The following is a 14,508-nucleotide window of genomic DNA, read 5'->3' as shown; positions in this document are numbered from 1 at the left end:
CGCCCGCGGTGGCGGCGCGGCGGCGCCGGACGGCGTAGAGGGCGACGAGGCCCGCCGCGGCCACCGCGCCCACCGGGATCCACAGGTCGGCGGCGCCGTTCCCGGCCGCGGTCCCTCCGGGGTCAGCGGCGCCCGGGGTGATGGGCGGCGCGGTGACCGGGCGTCCGGCCAGCACCGCGTCATAGCCGTTCGCGGCGCCCACGGCCGCGCCCGCCCAGTCGTTCTGCCGCAGCGCGGGCTCGATCGCGGTGGAGCTGACCTCGTCGAGCTGGGTCTGGGTGAGCCCGGAGTCCTGGTCGGCGGAGACCGCGTACTGCCGGTCGCGGGTGGCGACGGCCAGCAGGATGTCCTGCCGGCCCAGCCCGCTCCTGGTCGCCGTGGCGTTGGCCCAGTCCTGCGGGCTGCGGCCGGAGAAGCCGTTGACGTAGGCGACGAAGAGCTGCAGGTGGCGGGCGTCGTGGAGGCGGTCGAGCGCGGCCGTGACCTGGGCGGTGCGGCCCTGGAGCGCACCGACCCGGTCGGTGATCTGGCCGCTGCGGGACAGCCTGATCGGGTCGTCGGCCAGCGCCTGGCCCGTCTGCGGGATCAGCACGGCGATGCCGAGCGCACCCAGCGCCGCGCACCACCGTGGGACTCGCCGCCTCATGCGCCCGCGCCCTTCGCCCGCGCCACGTCTCCACCGCGTGGCTGTGATGGGAGGCTATGTGCGGGATGTGCCGTACGCGACTTATGTGCGGCGCCCGGTCGTACGCGCACGACCCCGCGTCCCGGGGGTGGCGGCCCCCGGGACGCGGAGCTGGACGGCACCGCCGGCTACTCCTTGCGGCGCCTGATCCTGCTGCCCAGCCAGACCAGCGGGTCGTACTTGCGGTCGATGGCCCGCTCCTTGAGCGGGATCAGCGCGTTGTCGGTGATCTGGATGTGCTCGGGGCACACCTCGGTGCAGCACTTGGTGATGTTGCAGTAGCCGAGCCCGTGGTCCTCCTGCGCGGAGGCGGCCCGCACCAGGCCCTGGTCGGCGGCGGCGTCCAGCGGGTGCATGTCCAGCTCGGCGATCCGCATCAGGAAGCGCGGCCCGGCGAAGGCCGCCTTGTTCTCCTCGTGGTCGCGGACCACGTGGCAGGTGTCCTGGCACAGGAAGCACTCGATGCACTTGCGGAACTCCTGCGAGCGCTCCACGTCGACCTGCTGCATGCGGTACTCGCCGGCCGGCACGCCCTTCGGCGGGACGAAGGCCGGCACCTGCCGGGCCTTGTCGTAGTTGAAGGACACGTCCGTGACCAGGTCGCGGATCACCGGGAAGGCCCGCAGCGGCGTGACGGTGACCGTCTCGTCCGGCTCGAAGACCGACATCCGGGTCATGCACATCAGCCGCGGCCGCCCGTTGACCTCGGCGCTGCACGACCCGCACTTGCCGGCCTTGCAGTTCCAGCGGACCGCCAGGTCCGCGGCCTGGGTGGCCTGCAGCCGGTGGATGATGTCGAGGACGACCTCGCCGTCGTTCACCTCGACCTCGTAGTCCCGCAGGTCACCGCCGTCGGTGTCGCCCCGCCAGACCTTGAAGTGCGCTGTGTGGGTCACCGGTCAAGCTCCTCGTCCGTCAGGTATTTCAGCAGCTCTTCCCGATCGAAGAGGGCCAGCAGGTCGGCCCGGATCGGGTCCGTCGGACGCTGCCGCAGCCCGATCAGCGCCTCCTTCCGCGCGTCCGCGCCCTGCGCCTGGTCGGTCAGCTCGCACACCAGGTTGACCTTGCGCCAGCCGCGGTCCATGCCCGGGTGGTCGTCGCGGGTGTGGCCGCCGCGGCTCTCGGTGCGCTCCAGCGCCGCACGGGCCACGCACTCGCTGACCAGCAGCATGTTCCGCAGGTCGACGGCCAGGTGCCAGCCGGGGTTGAACTGCCGGTGCCCCTCCACGCCCACCCGCTGCGCCCGCTCCCGCAGCACGGCCAGCCGCTCCAGCGCCTGCTCCATCTCCGGGCCGCGCCTGATGATGCCGACCAGGTCGTTCATCACCTGCTGCAGCTCCTGGTGCAGGGTGTACGGGTTCTCCGCGGGACCCTCGTCGGCGGAGTCCCCGGCGGCGAACGGCCGCAGCGCCTCCGCCGCCGCCGCGTCGATCTGCTCCTCGGGCGCCGCCGGCCGCGTCCCGCCGAGCCCGGACGCGTACTCGGCCGCGGAGAGCCCCGCCCTGCGGCCGAAGACCAGCAGGTCGGACAGCGAGTTGCCGCCGAGCCGGTTGGAGCCGTGCATGCCGCCGGCCACCTCGCCCGCCGCGAACAGCCCCGGCACCCCGCGGGCCGCCGCGGTGTCCGGCTCCACGTCGACGCCGCCCATCATGTAGTGGCAGGTCGGGCCGACCTCCATCGCCTCCGCGGTGATGTCGACGTCGGCCAGCTCCTTGAACTGGTGGTGCATCGACGGCAGCCGGCGCCTGATCTCCTCGGCGGGCAGCCGGGTCGACACGTCCAGGAACACACCGCCGTGCGGGGTGCCGCGGCCCGCCTTGACCTCGGAGTTGATCGCCCGCGCCACCTCGTCGCGGGGCAGCAGCTCGGGCGGGCGGCGGTGGTTGTCGGGGTCGGTGTACCAGCCGTCGGCCTCCTCCTCGCTCTGCGCGTACTTCTCCTTGAAGACGTCGGGGACGTACCCGAACATGAACCGCTCGCCGTCGCTGTTGCGCAGCACGCCGCCGTCGCCGCGCACCGACTCGGTGACGAGGATGCCCTTGACCGACGGCGGCCAGACCATCCCCGTGGGGTGGAACTGGATGAACTCCATGTTGATCAGCGGCGCCCCCGCCAGCAGCGCCAGCGCGTGCCCGTCGCCGGTGTACTCCCAGGAGTTCGACGTCACCTTGAACGACTTGCCGATGCCGCCGGTGGCCAGGACGACCGCGGGCGCGTCGATCACGAAGAGCCGGCCCGACTCGCGGACGTACCCGAAGACCCCGGCCACCTTCCCCCCGGACCTTCGGTCGGGGGGTGCCCCCGTCTCGCTTCGCTCGTCATCCTTGAGCACCCGGGTGACCGTGCACTCCTGGAAGACCTTCAGCTTCGCCTCGTAGTCGCCGGTCTCGGCGAAGTCCTCCTGCTGGAGGGAGACGATCTTCTGCTGGAGGGTGCGGATCAGCTCCAGGCCGGTACGGTCGCCGACGTGTGCGAGCCGCGGGTACTCGTGGCCGCCGAAGTTGCGCTGCGATATGCGGCCGTCCTCGGTGCGGTCGAAGAGCGCGCCCCAGGTCTCCAGCTCCCACACCCGGTCGGGGGCCTCCTTGGCGTGCAGTTCGGCCATCCGCCACTGGTTGAGGAACTTCCCGCCGCGCATGGTGTCGCGGAAGTGCACCTGCCAGCTGTCGTGGGAGTTGACGTTGCCCATGCTGGCCGCGATGCCGCCCTCGGCCATCACCGTGTGGGCCTTGCCGAAGAGCGACTTGCAGATCACGGCGGTGCGCATACCGCGCTCCCGGGCCTCGATCGCAGCCCGCAGCCCCGCGCCGCCCGCGCCGACCACGACCACGTCGTACGCGTGCCGTTCGACTTGTGTCATCTCAGAAGAACCTCGGATCGTCGAATACGCCGCTGGCCACCAGGTACACATAGAGGTCGGCGACCCCGACGCTGATCAGCGAGGACCAGGCCAGCAGCATGTGGCGCCCGTTGAGCGCGCCCACCCAGCCCCACAGCCGGTAGCGCACCGGGTGGGCGGAGAAGTGCCGGAGCTTGCCGCCGATGATGTGCCGGCAGGAGTGGCAGGACAGGGTGTACGCCCAGATCAGCGCGATGTTCAGCAGCAGCACCAGGGTGCCGAGCCCCGCGTGGCCCCAGGCGCCGCTCTCGTCGCGGAAGGCGAGCACCACGTCGTAGGTGAGGATGCCGGCCACCGGGAGCGCCAGGTAGAAGAAGTACCGGTGGACGTTCTGCATGATCAGCGGCAGCCGGGTCTCGCCGGTGTACTTCGCGTGCGGCTCGGCGACCGCGCAGGCCGGCGGCGACGCCCAGAAGCCGCGGTAGTAGGCCTTGCGGTAGTAGTAGCAGGTCAGCCGGAAGCCCAGCGGGAAGACCAGCACGAGCAGCGCGGGGGACAGGCCCCACCAGGAGCCGAACAGGTGCCAGTCGGCGCCGCCGTTCATGGGCGTGCAGTTCGAGGCGAGGCAGGGCGAGTACAGCGGCGACACGTACGGCGTGGAGTAGTAGTCGCCGTTGGCGAAGGCCCGCCATGTCGCGTAGATGATGAAGATCGTCAGGGCGACGGCGGTGACCAGCGGTGAGAGCCACCACCGGTCTGTCCGCAGGTGCCGGGCGGAGATCGCGGCCCGCCCGGGTGCGAGTACACCGCGGGCGGCAGGGGTGGTGGGAGTGGTTCCGGTGGCCAAGGAGGACTCCGTAGGGAAGGACCGGGGGGCGCGCGACGGACCGGCGCACGCCTGAGGCGTACGGCGGGGCGGCGCGCGGTTACGGCGCGTGCCGGTGCGGCGAGCCGAGCCCCTCGTCCTCGGCGTCCGCCCACAGCCCGCGGTCGTAAGGCGCGTCCGGGATGGTGACCATCTCGACCTTCCGCTGGTCCGCGGCCGCCGGCGCCGAGTCCTGCAGCAGCCCGAGGCTGTCGCGCAGGTGGGCCGCGGCGCTGCGCACGCGGCGCATGTCGAGGGTGTCGCCGCTGTGCTCGTCGAGGCGCGCGACGCAGCGCATCAGATCGTCGAGCCGGCGCTGAACCGCCGTCAGGTCGTCGTGCAGGGACATGGGAAGTCCTCACCATCTGCCGCCGTGTGAACGCAGTACGGGGCGGTGCTGCGGATGCGAGTGTTGCGCGTCACACCGCGCCTTGTGAAGACGGCTGCACGGAATACCGCGGGCGCGGCAGGGGCGCGCTGCGGCTGTGGGCCGGACGGGTGGAGTGCGCCGGGCACGTCGGCGGGTCGGGGCCGCGGCGCTGGTGGCGTCGTCTGGAGTGGGGGTGCGATTACCGGAACACCGGTAAAACGGCCCATCCGACCAGATGAGTATGTCCCCGGCGCACGCCGAGCCTCCGGCCGGCCGCCTGGGCCGCGGAGGAGCGACCTCATGAACCGCAGTGCGGACCCGACCGCTGTCACCCCGGCGCCGCGGGCGCGCGCGGTGCGTATCGCCGTGGCGCTCACCGCCGGCGCCACGCTCACCCTCACCGGCTGCTCGTCCGGCGGCGGCGGCAACCACGCCGCAGGCACCGCGGGGACCGACGTGGCGACCGTCGCCAGGAGCGGGGTACGCGACGGCGGCACGCTGCGCTGGGCCACCGACGACGTGCCGCGCACCCTCAACGCCTTCCAGGCCGACGCGGACGCCGACACCGCCACCATCGCCGGCGCCACGCTGCCCGTGATGTTCCGGCTCGACGCCCACGGCAAGCCGCACGCCGACGCCGACTTCCTGAAGAAGGCCGACGTCACCGAGACCGAGCCGCGGCAGATCGTCACCTACCAGCTGAACCCGAAGGCGAAGTGGAGCGACGGGCGGGCGGTCGGCGCCGCCGACTTCACCGCCCAGTGGAACGCGCTCAGCGGCAAGAACTCCGCCTTCTGGACCTCGCGCAACGCCGGGTACGACCGGATCGCCTCGATCAAGGAAGGCGCCGACGCGCAGCACGTCGAGGTCACCTTCAGCACGCCTTACGCCGACTGGCGCTCGCTGTTCAGCCCGCTCTACCCCAAGTCCGTCACCGGCAGTCCCGACGCCTTCAACGACGGCGCCCGCACCTCGCTGCCCGTCGCCGCGGGACCCTTCGCCGTCAAGGACGTCGACGCCAAGGCCGGTACGGTCACCCTGGCCCGCAACCCCTCCTGGTGGGGGCAGCCCGCCAAGCTCGACCAGCTGGTGCTGACCGCGGTGCCGCGGTCCAAGCGGGCCGCCGCGCTGGCCGCCGGCACGCTCGACCTGGCCGACATCGACCCGGGCGCGCTGGCCGCGGTCAAGAAGACCAGGGGCATGGCGGTGCGCAAGGCGCCCGACGCCGCCTACGCGCAGCTCGCGCTCAACGGCAGCGCGGGGCCGCTCGCCGACGAGCGGGTACGGCACGCGGTGGCCCGCGCCATCGACCGCAAGGCCATCGCGACGGCCGTGCTCAAGCCGCTCGGCCTGCCGGCCGTACCGCTCGGCAACCACCTGGTGCTGCCCTCGCAGGACGGCTACGCAGACCACAGCTCCGCGCTCGGCGCCACCGACCTCCAGCAGGCGCAGGCGCTGCTCGCCGACGCCGGCTGGAAGCAGTCCACCGCCAAGACCGGCGACCAGGCGGCGGGGCCCGGGCGCAGCGCCGCGTCCGGTGCGCTCACCGTCGTCGAGCCCAACCGGGCGGTGACCAAGAGCAACAAGCAGCTCAGCCTGCGGTTCGTGCTGCCCGCGGACTCGCCGACGCTGGACGACGTCGGCGGGCGGATCGCCAAGATGCTCTCCGCGATCGGCATCCGCACGGAGATCACGAAGGTGGACGGGGCGAGCTACTTCCAGGACCACATCGCCGCGGGCGACTTCGACCTGGCGCTCTACTCCTGGCCCGGCAGCGCCTACCCGGCGACGGACGAGACGCCGATCTACGCCAAGCCCGTGCCGGCGCCGGACGGTTCGCTGACCGTCGCGCAGAACTACACGCGGGTCGGCACCGACCAGATCGACCAGCTGCTCGACCGCGCGGGCAGCGAGCTGAACGCGTCCACGGCCCGCTCGCTCACGGCCCAGGCCGACTCCCGCATCTGGGCTGCCGCCGGCTCGATCCCTCTCTACCAGCGTCCCGCTGTCGTCGCCCTCCGCACGAGCGTCGCGAACGCGGGCGCTTTCGGCTTCCAGACCCCGGCCTACGCGGACATGGGCTTCCGCAAGTAGCCCCACCCCCTGCCCCTCGGCGCAGTCCCGGGACCTTCCCCCCGGTGGGTGGCTCGGCTCGCAGTTCCCCGAGCCCCCGGGGTGGTGGCTGCCGTCTCCACACGACGGTGCGTCGTGGCTTGTCGCGCAGTTCCCCGCGCCCCTTGAAAACGGTCACCCTCTCGGCAGAGGGCAAGCCATCAGGGGCGCGGGGAACTGCGCGCTCAGCCACGACGCACCGAAGGATGCGAGCCCACAGTAAGGGGCAATCACGAAGGGGCTCGGGGAACTGCGAGCCAAGCCACGCACCGGGGCGCAGGTGGGAGCGAACCGCAAGGGGCGGGACCCCCAAGACCCGCGTCAGCGAATCGTGCGCAAGGTAGGGGCCAGGGCGGCAGCCCTGGTGCGGAGGGGGGCCGCCAGAGCGGGGTGGCCCGCGGCGGTGTGGGCCGCCGCCTGGGTGAGGAGCGCACGGGCACGGGCAAGCGCGTCCGGGGCCACGGTCACCGCAAGCGCGGCGAGCCGCTCCGCCCGCTGCGGCCGGGAACGGAAGAGCGCCTCCATCGCGGCGAGGTCGGTGCCGCGCAGGGCGGCCGCCGCCGAGTCCGCGCGCAGTGCGGCCAGCGCCGCGTCGAACGACGGCATCGCGTCGGCCGCGGGCCAGTGCCCCGCCGCGATCCCGTCCGCGAGCGCGCAGGCGTAGAGCTGGAGCGCCCCTCGGCGCAGCTCCGGCGCGACGGACCGCTCCCGCAGGTCCGCGGCCGTACGCGCGGCCTCACCGCAGCGGCCCTCCGCGAGGGTGACGATCACGTCCATCCCCTGCCGCCGGGCCGAGCCGGACGGCCCGCCCGCGTCGAGGGCGGCCCGCGCCAGGTCGATCCGGCCGGCGGCCGTCGCCCGGGCCGCCGCCAGGCTCGCCGGGTCGTGCAGCCATTCGCCGAGCCGCTGGTCCTCCTGCCCGAAGGGCAGCCGGAGCAGCCGCCAGGCCGGTGTGGTGACCCGGCCGGGCTGGACGGTCGCCAGCAGGACGGTGGCGGCGGCGACGCCCCAGCCGATCGGCGCCGCCGTACCGCCCGCGGCGATCAGGACGGCGGCGGCCAGTACCTCCGCGAGCAGCGTGAGCGCGGCGCCCCACCACATGCGGCGGCGCAGCCCGGGCCGGTCGACGACGACCTGGCAGGTGTTGAGGAGGACCAGCGGCAGCATCCGGAAGGTGAGCAGCCGCCCGCGGCGCACGGTGCTGCCGAGCCAGCGGCCGACGAAGAGGGACGTCCAGACCGTCGCGGAGCCGGTGAACCGGCCGAGCAGCCGGTAGGCCAGGACGTGGAGGTTCATGCCGGCGATCATGCCGAGCGCGAAGCGGAGGAACCCCGCGGGCGAGATCGGCAGCGTATGGGTGGCGCCGAGCAGCGCGGCGGCCCCGGCGGCGACGACCACCAGCAGGTTCGGCAGCGCCTGCCGCCGGGGGGCGCGGGGGTGGTCGGCGGGGTTCAGCGGGATGCCGGCCGGCAGCGGCGGCACGGATTCGCCCTGCGGGACGAACGATGACGTGGACACGCGGAAGATCGTCCCACCTCCTCGGACGCCGCCTCCGCCAGGGTCCGCGGGGCGACGGCGGTGCCCCGAAGGGCTTGCCCGGGCGCAGCCGGGGGTGCTGGCACGTACCATGGGAAACGGCCGCGGCGTGACTTCTGCCCGGCACGGGCGAGCGCGTCGAAGAGGAACGCGACGCCATCCACGATTCCGGGAGAAGCGCCGCCGCATGTCCACGCGCCACGATATCCGTAACGTCGCCATCGTCGCCCATGTCGACCACGGCAAGACGACCCTCGTCGACGCCATGCTCAAGCAGGCCGGGGCCTTCGCCGCACACCAGCATCTGGACGACCGGATGATGGACTCCAACGACCTGGAGCGCGAGAAGGGCATCACCATTCTCGCGAAGAACACCGCGGTGAAGTACCACCCCAAGGACGGCGGGGACCCGGTCACGATCAACATCATCGACACCCCCGGCCACGCCGACTTCGGCGGTGAGGTCGAGCGCGGCCTGTCCATGGTGGACGCCGTGGTGCTGCTGGTGGACGCCTCCGAGGGCCCGCTGCCGCAGACCCGGTTCGTGCTGCGCAAGGCGCTGTCCGCCCGGCTGCCGGTGATCCTGTGCATCAACAAGACCGACCGCCCGGACTCCAGGATCGACGAGGTGGTCAACGAGACCTACGACCTCTTCCTCGACCTGGACGCCGACGAGGACCAGATCGAGTTCCCGATCGTCTACGCGTGCGCCCGTGACGGTGTCGCGTCGCTGACCAAGCCGGAGAACGGCACGGTGCCGGCCGACAGCGACAGCCTGGAGCCGTTCTTCTCCACGATCCTGGACACCGTCCCCGCGCCGGTCTACGACGAGGAAGCGCCGCTGCAGGCGCACGTCACCAACCTGGACGCGGACAACTTCCTCGGCCGTATCGCACTGCTGCGGGTCGAGGAAGGCCACCTGAAGAAGGGGCAGACCGTCGCCTGGATCAAGCGCGACGGCAGCATCTCCAACGTCCGCATCACCGAGTTGATGATGACCGAGGCGCTGACCCGCAAGCCCGCCGAGAGCGCGGGTCCCGGTGACATCTGCGCGGTGGCCGGCATCCCGGACATCATGATCGGCGAGACGCTCGCCGACCCGGAGAACCCGATCGCGCTGCCGCTGATCACGGTGGACGAGCCGGCCATCTCGATGACCATCGGCACGAACACCTCGCCGCTGGTCGGCAAGGGCGGCAAGGGCCACAAGGTCACCGCCCGCCAGGTCAAGGACCGCCTCGACCGGGAGCTGATCGGCAACGTCAGCCTCCGGGTGCTGCCGACCGAGCGTCCCGACGCCTGGGAGGTGCAGGGCCGCGGTGAGCTGGCGCTGGCCATCCTGGTGGAGACGATGCGCCGGGAGGGCTTCGAACTGACCGTCGGCAAGCCCGAGGTGGTCACCAAGGAGATCAACGGCAAGGTCCACGAGCCGATCGAGCGGCTGACCATCGACTCCCCCGAGGAGCACCTGGGTGCCATCACCCAGCTGATGGCGACCCGCAAGGCCCGGATGGAGACGATGACCAACCACGGGTCCGGCTGGATCCGGATGGAGTGGATCGTGCCGTCCCGCGGCCTGATCGGCTTCCGTACCGAGTTCCTGACCCAGACCCGCGGCACCGGCATCGCGCACTCCCTGTTCGAGGGCCACGAGCCGTGGTTCGGCGAGCTGCGCACCCGCAACAACGGTTCGCTGGTGGCCGACCGGTCCGGCGTGGTCACGCCGTTCGCGATGATCAACCTCCAGGAGCGCGGCGTGATCTTCGTCGAGCCCACCACCGAGGTGTACGAGGGCATGATCATCGGTGAGAACTCGCGCTCGGACGACATGGACGTGAACATCACCAAGGAGAAGAAGCTCACCAACATGCGCGCCGCGTCCGCGGACAACACCGAGAACGTGGTGCCGCCGCGCAAGCTCTCCCTTGAACAGTCCTTGGAGTTCTGCAGGGACGATGAATGCATCGAAGTCACTCCGGAGACCGTACGAATCCGTAAGGTGGTCCTCGACCAGAAGGAGCGGGGTCGCGCCGCGTCCCGCGCCAAGCGCTGACGCTCACTGACCGCCAAGGAAACGGTGAGGGGTCCAGGCTTCCCTGGACCCCTCTTTGCGTGGTCTCACGCTGTCCGCTTTCCGGACAGCAATCACCGTTAGATAGGTCACACTGCCCATTTCGCCGGTGTCTGTCTACGTTCCATAATGTCCGGATTCTGGAACAAGATCGACGTCGATGTGACCAAAGCGAGACCAACCCTGTGTCGATCCGACTTCAAACGTGCCCGATAGTGGGACGAAGTTGAGCTCGGGTCAATGGGTCACGCGCTGATGGGGAGCGCCGACTCACGAGCACAGGAAGGCCGTAGTCGCTGTCAGGGGTGTCAGTGGGCGTCCGGCCTTCCTTTCACGTATCGATAGTGACTCCTGAGGAGGCAAACCCATGCGCGGTGCCAAGAGCGCCAAGTGGGTCGTAGGTGCGGCCGTGATCGCCCTCGCAGCGACCGCCTGCAGTTCGAGCGATGACTCGGGCAGCAAGGACAAGGCCAAGTCCAGTGGATCGTCCAGTGACGGGATCGTCCGAGCGTGGTGGGGCGACCCCCAGAACCCGCTCGAGCCCGCCAACACCAATGAGGTGCAGGGCGGCAAGGTCCTGGACATGATCTTCATGAACCTCAAGGAGTACGACGCCACAGGCAAGGCCAACCTTGAGGCCGCTGACTCGATCACCACGACCGACCAGCAGAACTTCACCATCAAGATCAAGCCGGACCTGAAGTTCTCGGACGGTACCCCGGTCACCTCCGGCTCCTTCGTGGACGCCTGGAACTACGGTGCCCTGGTCACCAACAAGCAGCTGAACTCGTACTTCTTCGCGGACATCGACGGCTACAAGGCCGTCCACCCGGACGACGAGAAGGCCGCGCCGACCGCCAAGACCATGTCCGGTCTGAAGGTCGTGGACGACCACACCTTCACGGTCAAGCTGAGCCAGAAGTTCTCCACGTGGCCGGACCGCCTGGGCTACAAGGCCTTCGCGCCGCTGCCCAAGGAGTTCTTCGACAACCACGCCGCGTACCTGGCCAAGCCCATCGGTGACGGCCCGTACATGATCGAGTCCTACACCAAGGGCACGAGCATGAAGCTGGTCCCGAACCCGAACTACACGGGTCCGAGCAAGCCGAAGAACAAGGGCGTCCTGCTGAAGGTCTACACCAGCAGCGACACCGCCTACGCGGACCTGCAGTCCGGCCAGCTGGACGTCCTCGACGACATCCCGGCCGCCGACCTGCCGCACGTGAAGGACGACCTGGGCGGCCGCTACCTGAACCAGCCGGCCGGCATCATCCAGACGTTCTCCTTCCCGATGTACAAGCCGGAGTGGAGCAAGTCCGGCATGGAGAAGGTCCGCCAGGGCATCTCCATGGCGATCGACCGCAAGACGATCACCGACAAGATCTTCGGTGGCACCCGCACCCCGGCCAACGACCTCACCTCCCCGGTGCTGGGCGCGGCCGGCGGTTACAGCGACACGCTCGCCGGCGACTCGGTCAAGTACGACCCGGTCAAGGCCAAGCAGCTGATCACCGAAGGCGGCGGCATCCCCGGCGGCCAGATGAAGCTCGGCTACAACGCCGACTCCGGCTCGCACAAGGAATGGGTCGACGCGGTCTGCAACAGCATCAACAACGTGCTGGGCAACAACAAGGCCTGCGTCGGCGCCCCCACGGGCACCTTCGCGGACTTCCGCGACCAGATCACCAAGGGCCAGATGACCCAGCCGTTCCGTTCCGGCTGGCAGATGGACTACCCGCTGATCGACGACTTCATCACGCCGCTGTACGCGACCAGCGGCAGCTCGAACGACTCGAAGTACAGCAACAAGACGGTCGACACCCTGATCAACCAGGCGAACGCCGAGGCTGACCCGGCCAAGTCGATCGCCCTGTACCAGCAGGCCGAGAAGCAGGTCCTCACCGACATGCCGATCGTTCCGCTGTGGTACCAGAACGGTCAGGCGGGTTGGTCGTCCAAGGTCTCCAACGTCAAGGAGAACGCGTTCAGCTACCCCATCTTCACCGAGATCACGGTCAACTGACCCCGATCACGCACTACCTGCAGTAGGCGGGTCCGTACAGGGGAGACGTTCGGGCACGCTTGCGGGGGAACTGACAAACAACCGCTCGCGGTGTGGATGTCGGCCGGGGCCACAAGCCCCGGCCGTCGTCTGCCCCGATCCCTGGAGGGCAGATGGGGCGCTACGTCATCAGGCGACTGCTCCAGATGGTTCCGGTCTTCATCGGAACCACATTGTTGATCTTCGTGATGGTTTGGGGTCTCGGTGACCCCGTGGCTGCCATGTTCGGAGACCGTACGCCGGACCCCGCGACGGCAGCTCAGATCAGACACGACCTGCATCTGAACGACCCGCTGATCCAGCAGTACTGGATCTACATGTCGAACGTCTTCAAGGGCGACTTCGGCAACGCCTGGAACCAGCAGCCGGTCACCGACCTGCTGAAGACCGCCTACCCGGTGACGCTGCGGCTGACCATCGTCGCGTTCCTCATCGAGGCGATCGTCGGTGTGGCGCTCGGCGTGTTCGCCGGCCTGCGCCGCGGACGGTTCTTCGACACCGGTGTGCTGGCGATGACGCTGATCGTGGTGTCCATCCCCACCTTCGTCACCGGCTACGTGCTGCAGTACTTCTTCGGCGTCAAGTGGTCGATCGTGCATCCCTCGGTCGGTGAGGGCGCGCCCTTCAAGGACCTGCTCATGCCGGGCCTGGTGCTGGCCGGCGTCTCCCTGGCGTATGTGGCCCGGCTGACCCGCACCTCGGTCGCGGAGAACACCCGGGCGGACTACCTGCGTACCGCGGTGGCCAAGGGCCTGCCGCGCCGCCGGGTGATCACCAACCACATGCTGCGCAACTCGCTCATACCCGTGGTGACCTTCCTCGGTACCGACATCGGCAACCTGATGGCCGGCGCCCTCGTCACCGAGCGGATCTTCAACATCCACGGTGTGGGTTACCAGATCTACCAGGGCATCGTGCACAACAGCCCTGCGACCGTCGTGGGCTTCGTGACGGTCCTGGTGATCGTCTTCCTGCTCGCGAACCTGCTCGTCGACCTGCTCTACGCGGTCCTGGACCCGAGGATCCGGTATGCCTGAGAACACCGACGCCGTGATTCTCGACGGTGTCCCCGCCGTCGCCCCGGACGGAGCGCCCGTCCCCGTCGACAAGCGCGACAAGCCGCGCAGCCTGTGGAACGACGCCTGGTACGACCTGAGCCGCAAGCCGATCTTCTACATATCGGCGCTGGTCATCCTGTTCCTGATCGTCATCTCGATCTGGCCGGGGCTGATCGCCAGCCAGGACCCGCTGCAGTGCAACCTGATCGACTCGCAGAACGGTCCCAGCTCCGGGCACTGGTTCGGCTTCGACCAGCAGGGCTGCGACGTCTACACCCGTACCGTCTACGGTGCCCGCGCCTCGGTCGAGGTCGGCATCTTCTCGACGCTCGGCGTGGCGGTGCTCGGTGCGGTGCTCGGCGGCCTGTCCGGCTACTTCGGTGGCTGGCTGGACTCGATCATCTCCCGGGTCAGCGACATCTTCTTCGGTATCCCGATCCTGCTCGGCGGCGTGGTCTTCCTGTCCGCCGTCAAGGGCGGTTCGGTGCTGACCGTGTCGACCTTCATCATCCTGCTGGGCTGGCCGCAGCTGGCCCGTATCGCCCGCGGCGCCGTGATCACCGCGAAGGAGCAGGACTACGTACTGGCCGCCAAGGCGCTCGGTGCGGGCCACGGCAGGATCCTGCTGCGGCACATCGCCCCGAACGCGCTGGCTCCGGTCATCGTATGGTCCACGATCGCGCTCGGCACCTTCATTTCGCTGGAAGCGACACTGTCGTTCCTCGGCGTGGGCCTCAAGCCGCCGGCCGTCTCGTGGGGCATCGACATCTCCGCGGCCGCCGAGCAGATCCGCAACGCGCCGCACATGCTGCTGTGGCCCGCGGGCGCGCTCAGCGTGACGGTGCTGGCCTTCATCCTGCTCGGCGACGCGGTCCGCGACGCCCTCGACCCCAAGCTGCGCTAGGAGGGC

11 protein-coding genes are annotated in these 14,508 nt (G+C 70.1%); 5 read left to right on the top strand and 6 right to left on the bottom strand.

The window, feature by feature from the left end:
• The 5 genes from NFU81_RS25080 to NFU81_RS25060 all read right to left on the bottom strand — a co-directional run.
• On the bottom strand, positions 1-646 hold a 646-nt coding region (locus NFU81_RS25080; RefSeq protein ID WP_251493897.1), incomplete at its 3' end, for a TPM domain-containing protein.
• Positions 647-813: 167 nt separating this feature from the next.
• Positions 814-1,581: a succinate dehydrogenase/fumarate reductase iron-sulfur subunit gene (locus NFU81_RS25075; RefSeq protein WP_251493895.1), complete on the bottom strand. Its 768-nt coding sequence runs from the start codon at positions 1,579-1,581 to the stop codon at positions 814-816.
• Positions 1,578-3,545 carry a fumarate reductase/succinate dehydrogenase flavoprotein subunit gene (locus NFU81_RS25070; protein WP_251493892.1) on the bottom strand — a complete coding sequence of 656 codons (1,968 nt, stop codon included), beginning with the start codon at positions 3,543-3,545 and terminating at the stop codon, positions 1,578-1,580. The genes NFU81_RS25075 and NFU81_RS25070 overlap by 4 nt, the downstream gene beginning before the upstream one ends.
• Position 3,546: 1 nt before the next feature.
• Complete coding sequence (locus tag NFU81_RS25065) at positions 3,547-4,371, bottom strand: hypothetical protein (protein ID WP_251493884.1); 825 nt, start codon at positions 4,369-4,371, stop codon at positions 3,547-3,549.
• Between the two features lie 79 nt (positions 4,372-4,450).
• Positions 4,451-4,738 carry a hypothetical protein gene (locus NFU81_RS25060; protein ID WP_251493876.1) on the bottom strand — a complete coding sequence of 96 codons (288 nt, stop codon included), beginning with the start codon at positions 4,736-4,738 and terminating at the stop codon, positions 4,451-4,453.
• 321 nt (positions 4,739-5,059) lie between these two features.
• On the opposite strand from NFU81_RS25060, the gene NFU81_RS25055 reads away from it, so the two are divergent.
• A complete protein-coding gene (locus NFU81_RS25055) occupies positions 5,060-6,853 on the top strand; it encodes an ABC transporter family substrate-binding protein (protein ID WP_251493872.1) in 1,794 nt (597 codons plus the stop codon).
• A gap of 339 nt (positions 6,854-7,192) precedes the next feature.
• Here NFU81_RS25055 and NFU81_RS25050 read toward each other — a convergent pair whose 3' ends face one another.
• A complete protein-coding gene (locus NFU81_RS25050; RefSeq protein ID WP_251493869.1) occupies positions 7,193-8,389 on the bottom strand; it encodes a hypothetical protein in 1,197 nt (398 codons plus the stop codon).
• Between the two features lie 205 nt (positions 8,390-8,594).
• On the opposite strand from NFU81_RS25050, the gene typA reads away from it, so the two are divergent.
• The 4 genes from typA (at position 8,595) to NFU81_RS25030 (ending at position 14,502) form a co-directional block, all read left to right on the top strand.
• Positions 8,595-10,460 (top strand): translational GTPase TypA, encoded by a 1,866-nt coding sequence (gene typA / locus NFU81_RS25045; RefSeq protein ID WP_251493866.1) that lies wholly within the window; start codon positions 8,595-8,597, stop codon positions 10,458-10,460.
• A gap of 385 nt (positions 10,461-10,845) precedes the next feature.
• Positions 10,846-12,501 carry a peptide ABC transporter substrate-binding protein gene (locus tag NFU81_RS25040; protein ID WP_251493864.1) on the top strand — a complete coding sequence of 552 codons (1,656 nt, stop codon included), beginning with the start codon at positions 10,846-10,848 and terminating at the stop codon, positions 12,499-12,501.
• Between the two features lie 152 nt (positions 12,502-12,653).
• Complete coding sequence (locus NFU81_RS25035; protein WP_251493861.1) at positions 12,654-13,577, top strand: ABC transporter permease; 924 nt, start codon at positions 12,654-12,656, stop codon at positions 13,575-13,577.
• Positions 13,570-14,502 carry an ABC transporter permease gene (locus NFU81_RS25030; protein WP_251493858.1) on the top strand — a complete coding sequence of 311 codons (933 nt, stop codon included), beginning with the start codon at positions 13,570-13,572 and terminating at the stop codon, positions 14,500-14,502. Before NFU81_RS25035 ends, NFU81_RS25030 begins: the two co-directional genes overlap by 8 nt.
• The last annotated feature ends 6 nt before the right edge of the window (positions 14,503-14,508 follow it).

This window comes from Actinacidiphila cocklensis (assembly GCF_907177275.1).
Classification (GTDB): domain Bacteria; phylum Actinomycetota; class Actinomycetes; order Streptomycetales; family Streptomycetaceae; genus Actinacidiphila; species Actinacidiphila cocklensis.
Note: the sequence above shows the minus strand (reverse complement) of the source record. Positions and strands in the feature narration are given on the sequence as shown.

What these genes read in the sequence shown, in the direction of transcription:
- NFU81_RS25035 (WP_251493861.1), top strand. Translation starts at nt 12,654, where the DNA reads ATGGGGCGCTACGTCATCAGGCGACTGCTCCAGATGGTTCCGGTCTTC.
- NFU81_RS25070 (WP_251493892.1), bottom strand. Translation starts at nt 3,545, where the DNA reads ATGACACAAGTCGAACGGCACGCGTACGACGTGGTCGTGGTCGGCGCG.
- NFU81_RS25060 (WP_251493876.1), bottom strand. Translation starts at nt 4,738, where the DNA reads ATGTCCCTGCACGACGACCTGACGGCGGTTCAGCGCCGGCTCGACGAT.
- NFU81_RS25055 (WP_251493872.1), top strand. Translation starts at nt 5,060, where the DNA reads ATGAACCGCAGTGCGGACCCGACCGCTGTCACCCCGGCGCCGCGGGCG.
- NFU81_RS25040 (WP_251493864.1), top strand. Translation starts at nt 10,846, where the DNA reads ATGCGCGGTGCCAAGAGCGCCAAGTGGGTCGTAGGTGCGGCCGTGATC.
- typA (WP_251493866.1), top strand. Translation starts at nt 8,595, where the DNA reads ATGTCCACGCGCCACGATATCCGTAACGTCGCCATCGTCGCCCATGTC.
- NFU81_RS25030 (WP_251493858.1), top strand. Translation starts at nt 13,570, where the DNA reads ATGCCTGAGAACACCGACGCCGTGATTCTCGACGGTGTCCCCGCCGTC.